The organism is Vibrio sp. ED002, from assembly GCF_023277445.1.
Classification (GTDB): domain Bacteria; phylum Pseudomonadota; class Gammaproteobacteria; order Enterobacterales; family Vibrionaceae; genus Vibrio; species Vibrio jasicida.
Map to the genome: position 1 here is coordinate 1,655,894 of NZ_CP080238.1, position 20,708 is coordinate 1,676,601.

Sequence of the window (20,708 nt, forward strand, 5' to 3'; positions counted from 1 at the left end):
ACATTCAATTCATCATTTTATTTTTATAATGGGAACATTCCCATTCGATGATTTTTATATTGCCACTCCGCATTCAAAAACAAAATGGGAACAATCCCATTAATTGAGAACGATCACAGTATAATTTTAGAGCAAACCATCGAAAGGAGGATTATTAACGAACTGGTTGCTGGGTAAAGTGCACCACAGACTCATCACCATTTAATTGATTAATCAGCATGTTAGCGGCCTTTTCACCTGCGAGAGAGTAACCGGGGTCCACACTGAAAACATTTGGAAAAAGGAAGGAAAGTAGCTCATTGCCACCCACACCAGTAACCACGACATCTTCACGCCCTCTTTCTTGCAGGCGCTTAATCACCCCAAGAGCAATGGTATCACTGGCACAAACGATGGCTTGCGTGTCGGATTGAACGACTTGATCCACCAGATGATAAGCACTTTCATGGCTAAGCTTGCCGGTTTGAAAACAAGGTTCGATGCGCTTTTTCTCACACCAAGATTGGTAAGTCTTCAGGCGAGCAAGCCCCGTCGTACGGTCTTCTGGATCAACGCCGATATAAGCAATGCGAGAAATAGATTGTTGCTCTAGGTGTGACAACGCCATCTCAATAACGCCTTGGTTATCGTAATTAATAGAAGAGACTAGCTTGGTATCCATCGCGATCACGACAATGCGATTGCCCCACTCCGCTAACGCTTGCTCATCACACCCAGTAAAACCAAACACGATAACACCATCGACATTACGGCGTTTAAGTACGTTTAAATGTTCGTTGGTCTTTTCACGATCGAACTGACTTTCCATGATCACCACGTCATACCCTGCTGAATACAAAGCATTGAGCATAGTGCCGACGGCACGGTTTTCTGAAGGGGAATCCAAACGAGATATAATCACCCCGATCACTTTCTGGCTGCCCCCACGCATCGACTGTGCAGACTTAGAAGGTACATAACCAGATTCACGAATGATTCTTTCTACCTTCTCTCGCGTTTGCGGTTTCACCTTAGGATCATTGGTTAACACACGGCTTATTGTCGATTTACCAACACCTGCCAATTTCGCGATATCAAGAATAGTGAGTTTTTTGCTCATAAGTGATCAAACTAAAAGTTGGATTTAAATAAAAGGGAAGCAGCGGCTTCCCTTATCTCAATCAGTAATGAAGATTACTTGTTTAGGTATGCAGGAACGTCTGCAATGCTGTCGAGAACAACCGTAGCAATCGCTTCGCCTTGTTCGGTAACTGGTTTACCAGTGCGAACCAAAATCTTAGTACCAACACCAGCCGCTTCAGCCGCCATCAAGTCTTCGGCTTTATCACCAATCATCACTGACTTAGCCATGTCGATTTTCAAAAAATCACGAGCAGAGATGAACATGCCTGGTTTTGGCTTACGACAATCACAATCTTGTTTGTATTCGCCGATACCGTGTTCCGGATGGTGAGGACAGTAATAGATGCCATCAAACTCAACACCGTTGTCGGAAAAGTTCCAGTCCATCCATTGAGTCAAAGAAATGAAACGATCTTCGCTGAATTTACCACGTGCAATGCCTGATTGATTGGTCACAAGCACCAACAGGTAGCCTTTATCTTTCAGCGCTTTCGTCGCTTCAAAGACACCGTCAATGTACTCAAAATCATGTTCGTCATGAACGTAGCCATGGTCAACGTTGATCACGCCGTCACGATCGATAAAAACAGCAGGTTTTGCCAAAACGTATTTCTCTATTTACTCGGTTTCATCAGATTATTACATACCTTATAAGCACTCACACTATCTAATTGGTATGAGGAAGTGACAAAACAGTTGATTTGTCACCCGAGAATCGGTAAATCTTGAATATCCCTCTTTTATATCCCGTTCCGCCGAACATCTTCTTGCTTTATTTCCTAACAAAACATCCATACTTTTAGACGTCTAGACGTAAAAATATCTATTGACTTACTACTGCTTAACCCATAGCATCAACTGAGAATTGAGATAGAGTTCAAAATTTACTCCTGTTAAAAGCCGTTTTTAACAGCGAAGTTCCCAGTATCTCTGTGCAGGTTGAAACATGATAGAAATTAAAAACGTCAATAAAGTGTTCTACCAAGGCAGTAAGGAAATTCTTGCCCTTAAGGACATTAACTTAAATATCGCGAAGGGCACCATCTTTGGTGTTATCGGCTCATCGGGCGCGGGTAAAAGTACTCTGATCCGTTGCGTGAATATGCTGGAAGCCCCAACATCAGGCTCCATCATTGTTGATGGCGTAGACCTGACTAAACTCAACAAGAAACAACTGGGAGAAACCCGCCGCAACATCGGGATGATCTTCCAACACTTTAACCTGCTATCGTCTCGCACCGTTTTTGATAATGTCGCACTCCCTCTTGAGCTAGCAGGCAAAGACAAATCGCAAATCACAACAAAAGTGACTGAGTTGCTTAAACTGGTTGGCCTTTCTGACAAGCACGAAAGCTACCCAGCAAACCTAAGTGGCGGTCAAAAGCAGCGTGTGGCGATTGCACGTGCTCTGTCTTCTGATCCAAGTGTTTTGTTGTGTGACGAAGCGACCAGCGCACTCGACCCTGCAACGACGCAGTCAATCCTAGAACTTCTAAAAGAAATCAACCGCAAGCTGGATATCACGATTCTGCTTATCACTCACGAAATGGAAGTGGTTAAGAGCATCTGTCACGAAGTGGCGATCATTGGTGATGGTGAACTTGTGGAAAAAGGCACCGTGGGTGAAATCTTCGCTCATCCGAAGACAGCACTGGCACACGAGTTCATTCGCTCTACTTTGGATCTTTCTATTCCAGAAGATTACCAAGCTCGCTTACAAACTACGCGCATAGAAAACAGCTACCCGTTGGTTCGCCTAGAATTTACTGGTGCAACCGTGGATGCCCCTCTGATGACGCAAATCGCTCGTAAGTACAACATCGACGTGAGCATCCTAAGTTCCGATCTGGACTACGCTGGCGGCGTGAAGTTCGGCATGATGGTCGCAGAACTGTTTGGTAGCGAAGAAGATGATAACGCAGCAATTGAATTCCTGCGTGAGCACAACGTGAAAGTAGAGGTACTTGGCTATGTCCTTTAATACGATTTCTGAATGGCTGAGCTTAAACAGCAACCTACTTTTGGGCGCAACGTGGGAAACCTTTTACATGGTGGCAGTTGCTGGCATCGTTGGTTTCGCGGTTGGCATCCCTCTTGGTGTGATTCTGCATACCACTAAAAAAGGTGGCTTGCTTGAAAACACCAAGCTAAATGGCGTTCTTGGTGCGATAGTCAACATTGGCCGTTCAGTGCCTTTCCTAGTATTGATGGTTGCGATTATTCCAGTAACCAAGCTGCTTGTCGGTACGTTTATTGGTACAACGGCAGCGATTGTTCCACTCACGATTGGTGCAATCCCATTTGTGGCACGTCTGATCGAGGGTGCTTTACTGGAAGTGCCGACAGGCCTAGTGGAAGCAGCTCAGTCTATGGGCGCAACCCCAACTCAAATCATCACAAAAGTTCTGCTTCCTGAAGCAATGCCGACTATTGTTAACTCAGTGACCATTACCCTAGTAACACTAGTAAGCTATTCAGCAATGGCGGGGACGGTAGGCGGCGGCGGTCTTGGTGACGTAGCCATCCGTTATGGCTTCCACCGTTATGATGTCGTTATCATGGCCGTGACAGTCGTGATGCTAATTGTGTTAGTACAAATTATTCAGTCTATCGGTGATGCAATCGTACGCCGTGTAGACCACAGATAAGAATTGAAAATACCAATTATAAGGAGATAAAGATGAAATTTAGCCTTAAGAGTCTTTTGACTGTAGCCACTGCCGCTTCTGCACTTGTTCTAGCAGGTTGTGGTGATAAAGAAGTCGACGCAAACAAAGTAAAAGTTGGCGTAATGGCGGGCGCAGAGGCTCAAGTTGCTGAAGTAGCAGCAAAAGTTGCGAAAGAGAAATACAACTTGGATGTTGAGTTGGTGACGTTCACTGATTACGTTACACCAAACGCTGCGCTAGATGATGGCTCAATCGACGCAAACGCGTTCCAACACAAGCCATACCTAGACCAGCAAGTAACTGACCGTGGCTACAAGCTAGTAACGGCTGGTAACTCTTTCGTATACCCAATTGCGGGTTACTCTAAGCAAGTTAAATCGGTTGATGAGATCGAAGATGGCGCTCGTATCGCAGTACCAAACGATCCAACAAACCTTGGTCGTTCTCTTCTACTTCTTGAACAACAAGGTCTGATAGAACTGCGTGATGGCGTTGGTCTACAAGCAACAGTACGTGACATCGTTGGTAACCCGAAAAACATCACTATCGTGGAGCTAGATGCAGCACAACTTCCACGTTCTCTTGATGACGTAGCGGTTTCTATCATCAACACGACTTACGCAAGCTCAATCGACCTAACACCTGAGCGTGATGGTATCTTCGTAGAAGACAAAGAGTCTCCATACGTAAACCTAATCGTTGCTCGTGAAGACAATGTTCAAGCCGCTAACGTACAAAACTTCGTGAAAGCATACCAAACTGATGAAGTTTACGAAGCAGCGAAAGACATCTTCAAAGGTGGCGTAGTTAAAGGTTGGTAATCCCCTCTTTCTACAACACTTGAAACTTAAAAAGGGCGCTCATCGGAGCGCCCTTTTTGCATTTGTTTTCATTGCGGTTTTATATCGTTAAAACAGCTGAATTTCGTCTTGCTCAACCTTCTTTTTCTCCTGTTCTGGCTGCGTATCCACTTGCGGATGTTTAAACACATAAGGCGCTAAAAATGCAGTAAAAGGGATAGTAAGCACAATGCCTACACTGCCCGCTAACGCATTCACCACCGCAAGTCCCACCAGCGGCATGTTCATAAACTGGCTCGCTGGCATGTTAAGCCCCCACACCATCATGATGGTCGTCAATGAGCCGCCAGCAAACGCCAAGATCAAGGTGTTAGTCATGGTTCCCATGATGTCTCGACCAATGTTCATCGATGCTCTAACCAACTGCTTTGGCTTGAGTTTCGGATCAGTTTGTTGCAGCTCCGCGTACGCCGATGCAATCGAAATCGCAACGTCCATAACAGCGCCAAGCGCAGCAACGACAATCGTCACGAACATCAACCAGCGAATGCCCATCTTCACCGACGTTAGATAAATAACGTCTTCGCCTTTGTCGAGGTAAATGCCCGACAAGTGCGCCATTTCACCAAACCACTGCGCCATTACACCTGCGGCGATCACGCCCAATAACGTGCCGCCCATGGCACATAAACTCTTACGGTTATAGCCAGAAACGAGAATAAAGCTGACCACGATGATCACCACCATCAATAAGATGCTGACCAACATCGGATTCCAACCCGCAAAAATACTCGGCACCAACACGCCAACGATCAAGGCAGCAGTGAAATAAAGAGCAACCATTGAGTTGATGCCCTCTTTCTTGCCAAAGCTCAGCAGCAGCGCGCAAAACAGCGCAAGCATCAGGTAAATCGCGTCTGATCGTTTGTGGTTATACGCCCAATAGACGGTGCCATTGGTGGTTTCACGAATCATCATGATGAAGGTATCGCCTTCACTGACATACACGTTGTGCTGGCGACTAAGAGGATTGGTGACTTCCACCTCTAAACCTTCACTCTCTCCCTCAAGGATTTTTGCCATGAAGACTTGCTTACCTGTCATCACATCCGGCACGAGCGGATCTGGCGCAACATGGTTTGAGATCGAACGCGTGACGGTCGCTTCAACAAACTCTTGTTGCTGACGAGATTTAGGACGGAAATCTTCACTCCACGAAGAAGAAAACTGGAAGATAAGCGTGGAGATAAGGGTAATCAGTAGGGTGAAACCCCATCGGTTATAGATTCTTTTGATCATGAAGCACTCTTCTACATCACTCACTAAACGGGCTTTGCCTCTAGTGAGTAAAATTAGGCGCAGTAAAGATTACCGCGCCCACATGCAGGATTAATGAGTTGGGTTACAACCTGCGACTTTCTCATCAAGGGTCGCCGCGTCTTTGTTAGGATTATCAAAGTAGCTCGACGAATCATTGATGTTCACAGACTTAACAATCGCTGGGTACTTTGGGTTTTCCAAGTCAATCGAGACACAGATTTCCATGTTCTTCAATTGATCCCACAGCGCTTTGCCTTCGCCCCCACGCAGTGTCGTGATATCACCACTTGGTAGATATTGAGTGAATGACCAGTTACCCACGCTGCCACTGAAATCTGCCACGTTGATACCTTTGTTCTCTTCAACATACTCCGTCAGCATGTCGCGAATTGCGTACACTTGTTCATTCACTGAGTCATAGAACACATCGTCTTTGCTCGCCCAACCAAACTTCTGGATTTGCGAACCAAAGCGGTAGCTGTTCATCGCCACTTTGTAAGTCGCATTTGGATCGAACTGCTCGCCACCAATGCTGGTGATATTCACGCGGCTACCTTCATTCGTTACGGCGTTGTTTTCATCCAACTCTAACGACGGTTTGCTTAGATCCACAGTGAACTCGATGTCACCATCAAATTGGTCGTATAGGTAAGCTGGCGCGCCTTTCTTAAACGACACCGTGATGTCACCCGGTTGATACTGGTTGAAGTAAGAGTATGACCACTCAATGAAGCGTTTTAGGTTCGCACCTGTCATCTCAACGCCAAGTAAGGTGTTGTCGTACTTGTACAAGTTGGTCGATTTACCTTTGGTGTACACTTCACCATCGATCAGGTTAGATTGATCAGAGAACAACGACGCAGCAGACACAACCGCACCATTACCTTCACCGACAGCATCTTCGATTTTCTGCATTTGGATTTGGTTAATCACGTCCATCAACGGTGTATCAACGACTTTCGCAAGGTGAATCGTCGAGTACAGACGCTCCGCGGTGTAGTTGTAATCCGTCGCTGTCGCTTCATCTGGGAAGCCAGTTGCGCTTGGTGTGAAGTCACCCGTTACACGACCAAGCTCACGAGTTGCGTCTTCAACCGAGATATCATGCACGTATTGGAATTTCGCTTGCAGCGCTTGCTCTTGTTCCACTTTCTTCGTACCGATGTTGGTCAATGTGGTGTCTTCCATTGTCCACTTATCATCAACTTTCTTCAGTTGAATCTCAGCTTTCGCAAGGTAAGCCCCCCACTTGCCCGGCTCAATGATTTTGACGCTTTGCACGCGGTTGTCTTGGTTGTATTCACCAGACTTGGTTTTGTCTTCAATCAACGTATTTTCACCGCCGATTTCTGATGTTGATTTGCTGATTGGGGTAACCGTGCCATCAGCATTCACTTGCTCGATGTAGTTCGCGTGTTCGTGACCCGCTAAGATGACATCGAATTTATCCGCCATTGCTGACGCGATTTCGTAAACACCCACACCACCATCTTCTTGGCGACCAAGGTGAAGTGCACCAACAATCACGTCTGGATTGTATTTAGACACCAGTTGGTCAACCGCTTCTTTAGTGGCATCCAATTCGTTCTCAAACTTCAAACCCTTGAAGTGATCCGGCGCAGACGCTTCCCAGTTCGGGACGTTCGATGGCGTTAGACCAACGATCGCCACTTTCACGCCTTCCACTTCAAACATTTGGAACGCACGAATGTAGTTCACATCGTTGCTTTCCCATTTGATGTTTGAAGACAGTACCGCACCATTAAAATGATCGAGGTTGCGATCGACAAACGAACGCTCAAAGTTGAATTCATGGTTGCCAGGTACCCAAACATCAAAACCAAGAGAGTTCATACTCTCGACTACTGGATGAGTTGGATCATCGTTGAATAGCTGCGCGGAGTTGCCCTGAACCGTATCACCGATATCAATCAGGATCATATTTGGGTGCGCCGCTTTTTGGTCAGCAAGCAGAGTCGCAATTCGCGTAATACCAGCGTCGTCATCTTCCGCATTCAATGCATAGTCAAAACCGAATAAACGACCATGTAGGTCAGATGTCGCCGCAATAGCGATGGTGACTTCATCCGCTTGTGTCGCTTCACCTTTCACAACCACATCAGGCGTGTTAGTCAGTGTTTTGCCTTCTGCGACTACAGGGCTGTAGTCCGATGGAACTTCTACGTATTTCGTATCGTCGTCATTACAGCCAGCCATCAGGCCGACAACAGCAATACAGACGAGGCTTCGTTTAAATAATGTCATCACAATTCCTTCCAGATTATTTTTTTATATATATTTTCGGAAGGGGCCCTCTTCCCAAAACCTTAAAAAGGATATGGATGTTATTTTAATTTTTTGAGAAGCAAACGTTTCAATGCTTATAAAGCATGCAACTAAGTTACATTTTTCTTTGAATATGAACAAAGATCACAATCAAGGGGGTGAGAGGAATGGTCAGTGAAAATGCTTTTTGAATCAATATATTGATAAAATCAATAATAGATAATTTTACTGATCAGGTTTGATTCATTTATATCGATAGAAAAAAGCTGGCATAGACGCCAGCTTTAAAGAATAGACTACTTGATGTGGTCCCAAGAGATGTTGGAGACAATTCGGCAATCGTCACACTTAAAGTAGAAAATGTCGTGCAGCGGTTCGTCGAGTAACCAGTCACCACCACATTTTGGACACTTGCGCGCTTTTTCCGCTTCAAGTGACTCACCACCGACGCGGTATTGGTAGTAGTACGTTGGAATCTTGGTGATGTATTCAATACGGCCACGCAAATCCCAACCACGGCGGAACAACACACTGTCTGAGTCGCAAATTTCATGCAGCGCAGCGTGTTCAGCGCGGCAACCACCCGCCATTTGGATTTCATCACACGCTTGCCATTCGGTTTGCCATTTCACCACCGCTTTATGGTCACCATTCAGTGTTGCCCCATTACGGTAAAGTGGAATTGGCAACAGCGTCTCACCACTGCGCAGTGGAGAGCAGGTATGCACGTAAGTGGTGTAAAGTACTTGCCAACTTGGAGTCTCTTCTTCAGCCGCTTCTTCTGAATTCAAATCACGACCCAACATGCGCATTTTCGGCGCAAGCAACGACGCTTCCGACAAACGATTCATGCACACTTTGACGAAATCAGAATGGTAGCGAGGATGCAAACTGTCTTGCTCTGGGCAAACGACGCGAACATAAAACTCGCCATCACCCATTACGATAGGAAATTCACGACCCAGAACTTGTCCGTTGTAACGCAGTGCGTCCATCAGACCATTAATCGCTTTATCTACGGCGCTTACGGTAGTGTTATCAAAACACTCAAACTGCAACTCAACAACGTACATGCTTACACCGCTGCCTCAAGTTTGCTTAGAAACTCGGTCAGTGTTTCAGCCAATACGTCACGTTTATCAGAACCCAAGCGCTCAAGAATCACATTACCCGTTAAGTTACAGATTGAAATCACATCCAGCTCGGCATCAGTCGCTGCAATAAATACCGTCGGCTTTAGTTTTAAACGACGCTGAGTCACCAGGTGACCAAGAATGTTCTCTTGCAGACGAGTAAAGTCATCGTCACTCCAAACTTGCAGCAGTGTCAGTTCATTGCCTTGCCAAGTCGCGTCCATATCAGCACTGTATTGCGAACCATAGAAAAGCTTAATGTCTTCATGCAACGTCAATTCAATTGCATTCTCAACGTTGGTGAAGTCTGCCATCTCATCACGTGGAACCGATTTCCACAAAACGACCTCATCGCGTTTCTCTTCTACACATGGAGAAACAAGATCAGCAAGCTCTTCACTGCGTGGCAGTTCGTTGTGTTTGTCTTGCCAAGCTTGTTGGTAGCGCAGGCTAAAATCCTGTAGAGCCTGAGGAACGGTTTGGGTCATGAAGGTCTCCTGGTTTGTTTTTATCAGGTTGCGGTATCTGCCGGATGGCAATTAATCAGCGGATTCAGTAAAATTCTCGCCATTCTAATCGAAAACGACCACAAAGTATGAGCAAATATTCTGACGCTAAAGAGCTTGCTGGCCTGACTCTGGGTAAAAAGACCGAGTACGCAAACCAATACGACGCGAGCTTGCTGCAACCTGTTCCTCGCAGCTTAAACCGTGACGACCTTGAACTTGGCGACAGCCTCCCGTTTATGGGCCACGACATTTGGACGCTGTACGAGCTATCTTGGCTAAACAGCAAAGGCTTGCCTCAAGTTGCGGTTGGCGAAGTGTACATTCCAGCAACCAGCGCAAACTTGATTGAGTCAAAGTCGTTCAAACTATACTTAAACAGCTACAACCAAACGCGTTTCGCTACTTGGGAAGAAGTGACTGAGCGTTTGACGCAAGACCTATCGGCATGCGCAGGTGAGCAAGTACTTGTGGAAGTAAACCCAGTAACTTATTACACCAACCAACCTATCGTGACGATGGAAGGCGAGTGTATTGACGCTCAAGACATCGAAATCACCAGCTACGATTTTGATGCTGCACTGCTTGAAGGAGCTGCTGGTGATGAGCAAGTAGAAGAAATTCTTCACAGCCATCTACTAAAATCGAACTGTTTGATCACCAACCAACCAGACTGGGGCAGCGTAGAAATTCGCTACCAAGGCGCCAAGCTTGATCGTGAGAAGTTGCTTCGTTACCTCGTTTCATTCCGTGAGCACAACGAGTTCCACGAGCAATGTGTTGAGCGCATTTTCACTGACTTGATGAAGTACTGCCAGCCAACAAAACTGACGGTATTTGCACGTTACACACGTCGTGGTGGTTTGGATATCAACCCTTACCGTTCAACGGAACAAGACAAGCCCGCGCACAATAACCGCATGGCGCGTCAGTAATCTGAGTAGAGAATCAAAAGTGCTTGAGTTCCACACTCAAAAACTAATTGTTTAAATACTCAAAAACGCTCAGCTATCTGTTGGATTGCTGGGCGTTTTTCTCTACTATTGTTTATTCAAAAATACGTAATTTACGACACAGTTCGAGGGAACGAAAAGGATGTTTTGGGACAGTTCGCGTCTATTTAGGCTGATTGGCTTTCTTTGCTTATTACTAGCACAGCCACTTCACGCGACCATTTTATCTTCCGCTTTACTTAATGAAGCTCAACAACTTGCTGAGATTGAGCCTTCACAAGCCAAACAAGCGGCCAAAAACTACCTATTGCAACGCGAGCTGACAGAGCGTCAAGAGAACGGAAGCCCGTCTGCTATGTCTCGTGAAGAGACCGATCGCAGTATCCGCACGCCAAGCAGTACCATCGAAGCACACAAGATCATCGCCCAAGCCGATTACACCATGGGGAACATTCGTTCTGCGATCAATAACCTTGATGAAGCCGAACGTCTTGCCAAAGAATACCAATTGCCATACATGAATCTGGACGTGCAGCTCATGCGCAACCAAATGATTTGGATGTATGACAAAAACTACGCAGCCGCAGAAGAAAAACTCGATCAAATCGAAAAACAGATTGAAGACGCCAACCCTGTATTGCAACGCACCGACAGCGTGCATTATCGCTTGGTGATGCAGCGTGCGCTACTGGCAGCAAACAGTGGTGATAGCGTTAACGCCGACCGTTTATACGCACAAGCTAAAACCATGCTGAAAGATAACCGCTCGGACCTGATTTTAATTGATTACCACACCGCCGTAGGCGAATTTTATCTCAATGATAAAAAGTACAACCTCGCCCTTTCTGAACTGCTGTACGGCTATTGGCAGTCAATCGAGAGCGACAGCGGTGCACGCTTAGCAAAAGTAAATCGTTTATTGGCGCGCCTGTTTCAAGAACGCCGCGTGTATGACAAAGCGATCGAGTACCTCTCTCAGGCCGCAGACTTTTACGATAGCTACCCAAGCTCACCGATTTTGGCCGACGTGCTAGAGCAAATGGGTGACATCTATTTCTACCAAGGCAAATTTAATCTAGCTTTAGTGCACTACTTCAACGTACTGGATCATGACAGCACAAGTAAGAATATCAACCGCATTATCAAGATCCGTTTGAGCTTAGCGGCAACCTATCTCCAGCTTTATAACTACGCATTAGCAGAGCAGTACCTTGACCGCTCTATGGATTTGCTTGCATACGCAGACCTACCACAACTAGAAGCGAAAGCGGCATTACTGCAATCGGGATTGGCTTACCACCAAAATGAAAGTAAAAATGTCATAAATAATGCGAAAAAAGCACTCGACCTGATCGAGAAGGCACCGGACGATACAGGCTTTATCAAACAGCAGTCTTACCGCCTACTGGGCTTGGGGTATGAGCAAGCAGGCGAATACCAACTGTCGTTACAAACCTACAAAAAGTACACCAGTCTTGTGCGATTAGAGCAAAAGCAACTTAACCAAATCAGTGAGGATGCCTTTCGCCAGCAAAAAGAGTTTGCCGAACAAAGCATTCATTATGTCGGCCAAGCGGACAAGCTTGCACAAGTTGAGATGGAACATCGCAAGTTCCAAAAGATTTCATTCGCCCTGTTCATTACTGTCCTGGTGATGTTCTTATTCATCATGCGTCGTGGTGTGATCATGCAGCGTCAAACATCACAAATCGACAAGCTACGTAATGATCTCTTCACCCACTCGCGTTCGCGTCTACGTAACTTACGTATGTTGAACGTGAAACTGTCGCGTTCGTTGAAGAAATCGAGCGATACGTTTGAACAATGGCAAATGGGCGAACTGATCCACGAACCCCTCAACGACCGCCTACGCTTTGTGATGATCGACTTACCATTCTTACGAAGTATGTACGTACAACACGGCTACAAAGCTGGTTTGGAACTAGAGCGGGCTTTTGGTGAGTTCTTGGCAGAACGTATCCAGAAACCAACACGTTTGTACCACTTCTCAGATGCAAACTTACTGTACATCGAACCCAATGCTGATCGCGATGCTTCTGCGGAAGCCACATTCAACAAATTCCAAAGTTGGGTGGATGAGTTTGCGGCCAAACACCATGTGAATCGCACGATTCGTATGGGTATCAGTGATTACCCATTCTTGCCACGTGCCTACACCGCCATTAATGATGAAGAACTGCTCGACTTATTATTGCTCGCTACGCACATTGCCCGTGAGGTCAGCTTAAAAGATAAACACAGCCATTGGGTGTTCTTGAAGGCGATTGATAACGCGCCCGCCGCAAGCTTTGCAACCGGTAACATAAGAACCGCTTGCCAACATGCCATCAACCAAGGGCTAATAAAGATTCATTCTTCGTACAAGAATGAGGACGACATCAAAAAAATATTAAAAAACGGATAATTAACCAACGGTTGAGCATAATCAGTGATGACGCTATAAAGTTTTTTGTTATTATCAAATAATCGTCAGTAGTACATGGACTTAACCGTAGTCACTTCATGGGAATCTTGGAATCCGATATTCAGTCGCAGCTTCATCAGCTGAGTTGTCAACTTGACCAACTCAGGCTGACTCATCGTGATACTTCGCTCAAATTTAAACGTGAGCAGCAAGTTCTGAAGCGAGTTGTGGCATCATTGTCTTCTGCTTGTCAGGGTTCAAACTCTCAAGTAACCAACTACCTGCTCGAAATTCAGCAAGAACTCGAACATCAAAAAGATGTCAGCGCGCTGATCCCTCGTTTAGCAGTGCTAGAAAGAATGCTCAAACAGCAGTCTAAGGCGATGGAAAAACAAAACGGCTATCTCGACGAACAAATCAAACACAGTGGTGAGACGCTTCAGCGCATCACAGGTTTGCCTGCGCAGCTAAAACGCGAACTGCGAAATCTCATGAGCTTTTCTGAAGTTCATGCGGGTAAAAAAGTTGACCAAGCAACCAAGCTACTGAGCATTTATGAGCGTGCGCTCAAGATCATCACATCCAACTCACGCCTTAACCTTGGCGAGCTAGAAAACGGGCCAGATAAATCACAACTGGAATGTTTAGCCAGCGACCTCCAGCACACGATTACCGAGCTCGACTTTGAAGGCGAATCGGGTGATCAATTGTTGGATATCCGTGCCAAACTGCTTTTGGGTGTGAACGCTGAGTCACTGATTGAGCTGACGTTAAATACGCTTAAACTGGTCGTCGAAGCCACTAAGTACGAGCGTAAATCATCAGAACAGTTCCTAGAGCAACTCAATACTTCGCTTTCAAGCAATCTGAAAACCGTTCATCAGAACGTCGATCAGCATCAAACCTACTTCGAACATCGCCAAGAATTGAATTCAGAGATGACTACCTTGGTGGAACGCAGCCAAGAATCTCTGGAACATGCACAAGATCTCGAAGAGTTGAAAGGTGAAGTATCACCATTGCTGGCCAAGATGGCCTCTTTGACTGAGCGCTTAAGAATGACCGAAGAGCGCGAACAAGCCCTTCAAGAACGCTTAAGCTACAGCAAAAACCAGCTTGAAGCCGTCTTTGAATCAACGCAAGATTATCGTCGTCGCTTGGAAGATCAAGCACAGCGCATGCTGCTAGACCCATTGACCAAGGTATATAACCGCGCGGCTTTTAATGATCGTTTAGAGTTAGAATATCGTCGTTGGATTCGCTCACAACAAAACCTTCGTGTTGTACTGTTTGATGTCGATAACTTCAAAGCCGTTAACGACAGCTATGGCTACACTGCTGGCGACAAAGCATTGAAGATTATTGCTCGCACCATGAGCAAGCGCATCGCCGATACCGAAACCGTCGCTCGATTTGGCGGTGAAGAGTTCATCATGCTTATCCCTGAGCAATCGGAAGAATACACGCTTGAATTGATGAAGCACATTCAGCGTGATATCAGTAAGTTGCCATTCAAGTTCCGCGAACAAAACATCATGATTACGCTGACGGCGGTTTCCACTTCCTTCAAAGAAGCAGACAACCCTGAGTACGTCTTAGATCGTCTTGGTAACATGCTAAGAGATGCCAAGCAGCGTGGTAACAGTCAGGTGAACTGGAACTAAAAAGCGTTCAAAAAACAACCAAACAAACGCTTTTTACGTGCTGTTTTGTCATATTGCCTCAAATTTTCAACGAGTTATCACGTTTCTCCCTGATCAGTCTGCTAAGCTGTTTAAACGCTATAAAACAAAGTCTGCCAACCACTGAGTAAAACGATACGTATAAACTGACAGGTGAGTTGGTTTCTTCCCTCAAAAGAATGCATTAGCAAGGAGGCCTTATGATTACCCATATAAGCCCCGCAGGTAGCATGGATTTGCTATCCCAACTGGAAGTTGAACGTCTTAAGAAAACCGCATCGAGTGAGTTATACCAACTCTATCGTAACTGCACGCTCGCGGTCCTCAACTCCGGCAGCCACACCGATAACTCAAAAGAGCTATTAGACAAATACCTTTCATTCGATGTGAACGTGGTTAGACGTGAGCGCGGCATCAAGCTTGAATTGGCAAATCCGCCTGAGCATGCATTTGTCGATGGCGAAATCATTAAAGGTATTCAAGAGCATCTATTCTCTGTTCTACGTGACATCGTGTACGTGAACATGCACTTGGCGGACAACCAACGCCTTAATCTCACCAATGCTACGCACATTACCAACCTTGTATTTGGCATTCTGCGCAATGCGGGCGCCCTAACTCCGGGCATCGAGCCAAATCTTGTCGTGTGTTGGGGTGGCCACTCAATCAATGCAACCGAATACCAATACACTCGCGAAGTAGGTAACGAGCTTGGACTTCGTGAGCTGAACATCTGTACAGGCTGTGGCCCTGGTGCAATGGAAGGACCAATGAAAGGGGCAGCGATTGGTCACGCCAAACAGCGTTACACTGAGCAGCGCTACCTTGGTTTGACAGAGCCTTCAATCATTGCTGCAGAGCCACCAAACCCTATCGTGAATGAACTGGTGATCATGCCAGACATCGAGAAGCGTCTCGAAGCCTTTGTACGTATGGCGCACGGCATAGTGATCTTCCCTGGTGGTCCGGGTACGGCAGAAGAGTTGCTGTACATCTTGGGCATCATGATGCACCCAGATAACGCCGACCAACCAATGCCAATCGTGCTAACGGGTCCAAAAGAAAGCGAAGCTTACTTCCGCTCAATCGATGCTTTCATTGCAGATACGCTGGGTGAAGAAGGCCAGAAACACTATCAAATCGTTATTGATGATCCGGCCGAAGTCGCTCGTATCATGAAGCGTTCGATGGAAGATGTTCGTCAACACCGCAAAGAAAAAGGCGATGCCTACAGCTTTAACTGGTCAATGAAGATCGAACCAGAATTCCAATTGCCTTTTGAGCCAACTCACGATGCGATGGCAAGCCTAGATTTGCACTTGAACCAACAACCACAGGTACTGGCTGCGAGCTTACGTCAGGCTTTCTCTGGCATTGTTGCGGGTAACGTAAAAGCAGAAGGCATTCAAGAAATCGAACGTCATGGTCCATTTACCATCAACGGCGATCCCGTGCTAATGAAGAAGCTGGATAAGTTACTGAAAGACTTTGTTGAACAACACCGCATGAAACTACCAGGCGGAACGGCCTATGAGCCATGTTACCGAATTGCCCATCAGGAAAATGGTGGTCGATAGATAACTCAGCTTTGGTTACACTAGGGGCATTACGCCCCTTTTTTATTGCTAAGTCATTATGTCTATTCATCTTGTTATTATTGATGCCCTAAACCTGATTCGTCGCGTGCACTCTGCACAACCCGATCCGACCGACATAGCAAGAACTATCACGACGACAGGACGAACGCTAACTCGCATCCTTTCTGAAGCTCAACCTACGCACATCATCGCGGTGTTTGATCATCATGAACAAGATAGAGGCTGGCGCGCTGAAATTCTTCCGAACTACAAGCAAAATCGTAAGCCTATGCCAGAGCCGCTAATGCAGGGATTGGATGCCATCCAACAAGCTTGGTGGGAAGAAGGCATTGATTCACTATTGTCTGAAGGCGATGAGGCCGATGATTTAGTCGCAACACTGGCAACTAAAGTGGCGAGCCACGGCGAAAAGGTCACGATTGTCTCGACCGATAAAGGCTACTGCCAACTGCTCTCCCCGACTCTTCAGATCCGAGATTACTTCCAACACCGTTGGCTAGATGAACCGTTTATCGAAAAAGAGTTTGGCGTAAAACCATCTCAGCTCGCGGATTATTGGGGTTTGACAGGAATCAGCTCAAGCCAAGTTCCGGGTATTCCGGGTGTTGGCCCTAAAGCAGCCAAAGAGATCTTAACTCAATTCGAAGACATTGAAGCCGCTTACGCTAGCGAAGAACTGGTACCGAAATATCGTAAGAAGTTTGATGAACATATTGAGTCGGCACGCTTATGTAAACGCGTAGCAGCACTTAAATGCGATATTGAACTAGGTTTCAACCTACAAGACATTCGCTTTACCGGACCAAACAAAGCGGAATAGCAATCGACTTCAAACACTAAAAAAGCGCCTATTGCCGGCGCTTTTTTGCTTCTACTCTATCGTATATCAACGCGTAGATTAATGCGGAGAAATGTTCGATAGGCACTGAATGTGAATCGTGATTTCTTCACGGTCGTGGTACAGGTGCTTAGCTTGCAGCTTGAACTTCACCTTGTTCTCAATCAGGAACATTTTTAGGTTTTCCAAATCTTGCAGTACTTCGTCGTAGCGACCTTTCATTGGCAGTTTCAGGTTGAAGATAGCTTCTTTTGCCCAACCTTTCAGTAACCACTGTCCCATCAAGTGAGCAACGCGTGCTGGCTTCTCAATCATGTCACATACAATCCAAGTCACGTTCTTGCGGTCTGGTTCAAACTTAAAGCCATCCACCATGTGGTGCTTAATTTGTCCCGTTTCCATTAGACTGTCTGCCATCATGCCGTTATCGACACAGTGAACGAACATCGAACGCTTCACCAATTGGTAAGTCCAACCGCCTGGACACGCACCGAGATCTACGCCCCACATGCCTGGTGCTAAACGCTCATCCCACTCTTCGCGAGGAATAAACACGTGGAACGCTTCTTCTAGCTTCAAAGTAGAACGACTTGGTGCATCTGCAGGGAACTTCAAACGAGGAATGCCCATGAAGAACTGAGAGTTGTTACCTGGGTATGAGTAACCTACGTAACAATGACCAGGAGCCACAAAGCAAATATGCAACACAGGCTTCTTCGCATTGTCTTTGTTCCACATCAGACCTTTACCACGCATCGCTTGACGCATTGGTACCGTGAACTTACGGCAGAACTTCAATAGCTCTTTCGCTTCGTTGGTGTCTGGGGTTTCAATACGTAGATCACCACAACGTGGGAATTCTTCCATTTCAGACAGTTCAGCAAGAATTGGACTGATACGGTCTTCGCTTGGCAGAGCTTCAAATTCAGCAGCAACGGCAAACATTTGGCGAGCAAAAATCAATGCGCTGAAATCTAGACCTTTCGCTAGCTTATCTGCGTCTCCATCTTGGTAACACTCGAAGACAACATAACCTGAATTTTTCTTCACACGAGGGAAGCCATACACTTCAAGTTTTGTTGCTTTGTCCTGAATTTCACCAGCACACTCTTTCTCAAAGCCAGAACGGCAATAGAGCATTAGTTGTTTCACTTGGAGACCTCTTTGATATTAAACGCAGCAAAAAAGAACAAACACCAACCGATCATGAACAAGAATCCTCCCATAGGGGTGATTGGTCCAAACCACTTGATACCTGTCAGCGCCAGCGCGTAAAGACTGCCGCTAAAACAAAAGATGCCGATGATAAAGCAAATCGCCGCGATGAAAAAATACTTTTGTGCTTTTTGTCCCAAATTTAGTACGAGCAAAATGGCACAAAGCGCGATAGCCAAAGTATGGATGAATTGGTACAAAACACCGGTCTCAAACACACCGAGTAAATAAGGCGAGAGCGTTGCTTTTAAACCATGAGCAGCAAACGCTCCTAGCGCAACAGAAGTTAAACCAGAAAGTCCTGTAAAAGAAAGTAACCACTTACTTTTCATTGGATACCTCTTTAATAAATGTCGCTAATTGCTCTACCGTCAAGGCAATATTGCCTTCTTCCGTAAAGCCGGAACGTTTACGAGGCTTGAAGCCATGGTCGCCATCGGGCAAGAAACTCACCGTTACTTGGTCAGAAAGAGCAAAGCCATCGAATTCTTCTCGCTTGCCAAAGGTATCTCGCTCCCCTTGTAAAATAAGCGTCGGCTTATTGATCGTCGCGAGATGCTCACCTTTGTACTTTTCAGGTTTGCCTGGCGGATGGAACGGAAAGCCCAGACACGCAACGCCTGCTACTAGGTTATTGTCTGCAAGCAGGCTCGACATACGGCCACCCATCGATTTACCACCAATGACAATAGGCTGTGAAGTAAAGTGAGTGATCACTTCTTCATATGCTTCCAGTAACTTTGGCGCACGATCTGGCGGACGTTTTTTACCATCTTCTGCTCGCTTAACCATATAAGGGAAATTAAAACGCACCACACGAATACCTTGCTCAACTAATCCTTTGGCTACAGCAATCATGAAGTCATGCTCCATACCGGCACCTGCACCGTGAGCAAAAATAAAAAGTGGTCCGTTCTCAGGCCCTTCAGCTATCCAATGGCTCATCTAGTACTTCCTCTTGTTCTTTTCGTGCGGTCGCCAACATCCAATCCCTGAACGTCGCGATACGTCCCATATCCGCTTGTTGTTCGTGACACACCACGTAGAAGGCATTCTTAGAAACCAGCACCTCATCAAATGGTGCAATCAAGCGTCCTGCTTCCATTTCAGGTTTAGCGAGTACGTTGTTTCCTAGTGCAACACCTTGCCCATGCGCCGCCGCCTGCAACACCATGGTTGAGTGGCTGAAGATTGGACCATGGTTTACGTTGATACCTTCGATATTTTGTTGGCGAGCAAACTGCTTCCAATCTTTACGAGAAGTATCGTGTAACAAGGTGTGTAATTTAAGGTCACTTAGAGATTCTAATGGTTTGTTACCTAAAAGTAACGATGGTGAACAAAGTGGGATCAAAAACTCTTGGTAGAGTTTATCGGCACGCAAACCAGGCCAATTTCCACGACCATAATAGATAGCTACATCAACATCATCAGTCAGTGAACCTTCATCCATATCCACCGCTTTAATGCGCACATCAATGTCTGGTTCTTGCGCGTTAAAATCGGCTAAACGAGGCACTAGCCATTGGATGGCAAAACTCGGTGGCAAACTGATGGTTAACGCACCTTTTTCACTACGTTCCAATACCTTATCGGTCGCTTCAGCAATGGAAGTGAAGATATCTTTAATGTCTAAAAAGTAACTTTGCCCTTCTTCCGTCAGTAATAACGAACGATTACGACGACGGAAAAGTTTCAGCGATAAGAACTCTTCTAACGCTTTAATTTGATGACTCACTGCGGCTTGAGTAACAAACAACTCTTCAGCAGCACGGGTAAAACTAAGATGGCGAGCAGCCGCTTCAAAAACGCGAAGCGAATTTAACGGAGGCAATCTGCGAGACATTATGGGACCTCAAGTAGGATTAGTTTTTTTAATCTGAAACATTATAAAATGTCCGTTGCCGAACAGCCAGATAAATTCTATATTTCATCCCGCAACACGAGCCTGAACGGCTTGATTCCATTTGTGAATCAATTGGCTTCGTTGTTGCGATGTTGTGTTTGCAAACTCGTATTTCGAGTTCGGTAGAATTCTACCATGATGTTTTGTCCACACTCCCTGTGACAAAACATATACTTCCTGTATTTATTTTGACCTGTCTGTCAAATTTCTTGCACCGCCTAATTAGGCGGTGTTTTTTTATCTAAACCATCCACA

The 20,708-nt window shown here is 45.9% G+C and carries 18 protein-coding genes; 8 read left to right on the forward strand and 10 right to left on the reverse strand.

From position 1 onward, the window contains the following. Positions 1-154: 154 nt before the first annotated feature. Together treR and gmhB are read right to left on the reverse strand one after the other, a co-directional pair. On the reverse strand, positions 155-1,099 hold the full coding sequence (treR, locus tag ITG12_RS07690; protein WP_045419253.1) for a trehalose operon repressor TreR: 945 nt from the start codon (positions 1,097-1,099) through the stop codon (positions 155-157). 74 nt (positions 1,100-1,173) lie between these two features. After that, positions 1,174-1,725, reverse strand: a complete 552-nt coding sequence (gmhB, locus tag ITG12_RS07695; RefSeq protein ID WP_038865397.1) for a D-glycero-beta-D-manno-heptose 1,7-bisphosphate 7-phosphatase — start codon at positions 1,723-1,725, stop codon at positions 1,174-1,176. Positions 1,726-2,068: 343 nt separating this feature from the next. On the opposite strand from gmhB, the gene metN reads away from it, so the two are divergent. The 3 genes from metN to ITG12_RS07710 are packed head-to-tail and all read left to right on the forward strand — an operon-like array spanning position 2,069 to position 4,612. After that, positions 2,069-3,103, forward strand: a complete 1,035-nt coding sequence (gene metN, locus ITG12_RS07700) for a methionine ABC transporter ATP-binding protein MetN (RefSeq protein ID WP_104026510.1) — start codon at positions 2,069-2,071, stop codon at positions 3,101-3,103. Further along, positions 3,093-3,770, forward strand: a complete 678-nt coding sequence (locus tag ITG12_RS07705; protein ID WP_038865400.1) for a methionine ABC transporter permease — start codon at positions 3,093-3,095, stop codon at positions 3,768-3,770. Before metN ends, ITG12_RS07705 begins: the two co-directional genes overlap by 11 nt. Before the next feature lie 32 nt (positions 3,771-3,802). Next, positions 3,803-4,612: a MetQ/NlpA family lipoprotein gene (locus ITG12_RS07710; RefSeq protein ID WP_042603908.1), complete on the forward strand. Its 810-nt coding sequence runs from the start codon at positions 3,803-3,805 to the stop codon at positions 4,610-4,612. Between the two features lie 87 nt (positions 4,613-4,699). On the opposite strand, the gene ITG12_RS07715 is transcribed toward ITG12_RS07710, so the two are convergent. The 4 genes from ITG12_RS07715 to syd all read right to left on the reverse strand — a co-directional run bounded on the left by ITG12_RS07715 (position 4,700) and on the right by syd (position 9,818). Continuing rightward, positions 4,700-5,890, reverse strand: coding sequence for a YibE/F family protein (locus tag ITG12_RS07715; protein ID WP_061036068.1), 1,191 nt, complete (start codon positions 5,888-5,890; stop codon positions 4,700-4,702). 90 nt (positions 5,891-5,980) lie between these two features. Continuing rightward, positions 5,981-8,176, reverse strand: coding sequence for a 5'-nucleotidase C-terminal domain-containing protein (locus tag ITG12_RS07720; protein WP_061036067.1), 2,196 nt, complete (start codon positions 8,174-8,176; stop codon positions 5,981-5,983). A gap of 317 nt (positions 8,177-8,493) precedes the next feature. After that, positions 8,494-9,270, reverse strand: a complete 777-nt coding sequence (locus ITG12_RS07725) for a Zn-ribbon-containing protein (protein ID WP_038865405.1) — start codon at positions 9,268-9,270, stop codon at positions 8,494-8,496. Between the two features lie 2 nt (positions 9,271-9,272). After that, positions 9,273-9,818 carry a SecY-interacting protein gene (gene syd / locus ITG12_RS07730; protein WP_061036066.1) on the reverse strand — a complete coding sequence of 182 codons (546 nt, stop codon included), beginning with the start codon at positions 9,816-9,818 and terminating at the stop codon, positions 9,273-9,275. 107 nt (positions 9,819-9,925) lie between these two features. Here syd and queF point away from each other — a divergent pair, with 107 nt between their 5' ends. The 5 genes from queF (at position 9,926) to xni (ending at position 17,314) form a co-directional block, all read left to right on the forward strand. Then, positions 9,926-10,771, forward strand: coding sequence for an NADPH-dependent 7-cyano-7-deazaguanine reductase QueF (gene queF, locus ITG12_RS07735; protein ID WP_061036065.1), 846 nt, complete (start codon positions 9,926-9,928; stop codon positions 10,769-10,771). Between the two features lie 160 nt (positions 10,772-10,931). Beyond that, positions 10,932-13,214, forward strand: a complete 2,283-nt coding sequence (locus tag ITG12_RS07740; RefSeq protein ID WP_248873919.1) for a tetratricopeptide repeat protein — start codon at positions 10,932-10,934, stop codon at positions 13,212-13,214. 98 nt (positions 13,215-13,312) lie between these two features. Then, positions 13,313-14,878 carry a GGDEF domain-containing protein gene (locus tag ITG12_RS07745; RefSeq protein ID WP_038875579.1) on the forward strand — a complete coding sequence of 522 codons (1,566 nt, stop codon included), beginning with the start codon at positions 13,313-13,315 and terminating at the stop codon, positions 14,876-14,878. 218 nt (positions 14,879-15,096) lie between these two features. Further along, on the forward strand, positions 15,097-16,473 hold the full coding sequence (gene ppnN, locus ITG12_RS07750; protein WP_038865411.1) for a nucleotide 5'-monophosphate nucleosidase PpnN: 1,377 nt from the start codon (positions 15,097-15,099) through the stop codon (positions 16,471-16,473). A gap of 58 nt (positions 16,474-16,531) precedes the next feature. Next, positions 16,532-17,314 carry a flap endonuclease Xni gene (gene xni, locus ITG12_RS07755; RefSeq protein WP_038865412.1) on the forward strand — a complete coding sequence of 261 codons (783 nt, stop codon included), beginning with the start codon at positions 16,532-16,534 and terminating at the stop codon, positions 17,312-17,314. Positions 17,315-17,392: 78 nt separating this feature from the next. Here xni and rlmM read toward each other — a convergent pair whose 3' ends face one another. From rlmM to ITG12_RS07775, 4 genes are read right to left on the reverse strand one after another with little or no spacing between them, the layout of a single operon-like run. After that, complete coding sequence (rlmM, locus tag ITG12_RS07760) at positions 17,393-18,484, reverse strand: 23S rRNA (cytidine(2498)-2'-O)-methyltransferase RlmM (RefSeq protein WP_038865414.1); 1,092 nt, start codon at positions 18,482-18,484, stop codon at positions 17,393-17,395. Further along, entirely contained in the window at positions 18,481-18,879 is a 399-nt protein-coding gene (locus ITG12_RS07765; RefSeq protein ID WP_038865415.1) for a DUF423 domain-containing protein, read from the reverse strand. Before ITG12_RS07765 ends, rlmM begins: the two co-directional genes overlap by 4 nt. After that, on the reverse strand, positions 18,869-19,492 hold the full coding sequence (locus ITG12_RS07770) for an alpha/beta family hydrolase (RefSeq protein ID WP_038875574.1): 624 nt from the start codon (positions 19,490-19,492) through the stop codon (positions 18,869-18,871). The genes ITG12_RS07765 and ITG12_RS07770 overlap by 11 nt, the downstream gene beginning before the upstream one ends. After that, entirely contained in the window at positions 19,473-20,393 is a 921-nt protein-coding gene (locus tag ITG12_RS07775) for a transcriptional regulator GcvA (protein ID WP_005447583.1), read from the reverse strand. The genes ITG12_RS07770 and ITG12_RS07775 overlap by 20 nt, the downstream gene beginning before the upstream one ends. Between the last annotated feature and the right edge of the window lie 315 nt (positions 20,394-20,708).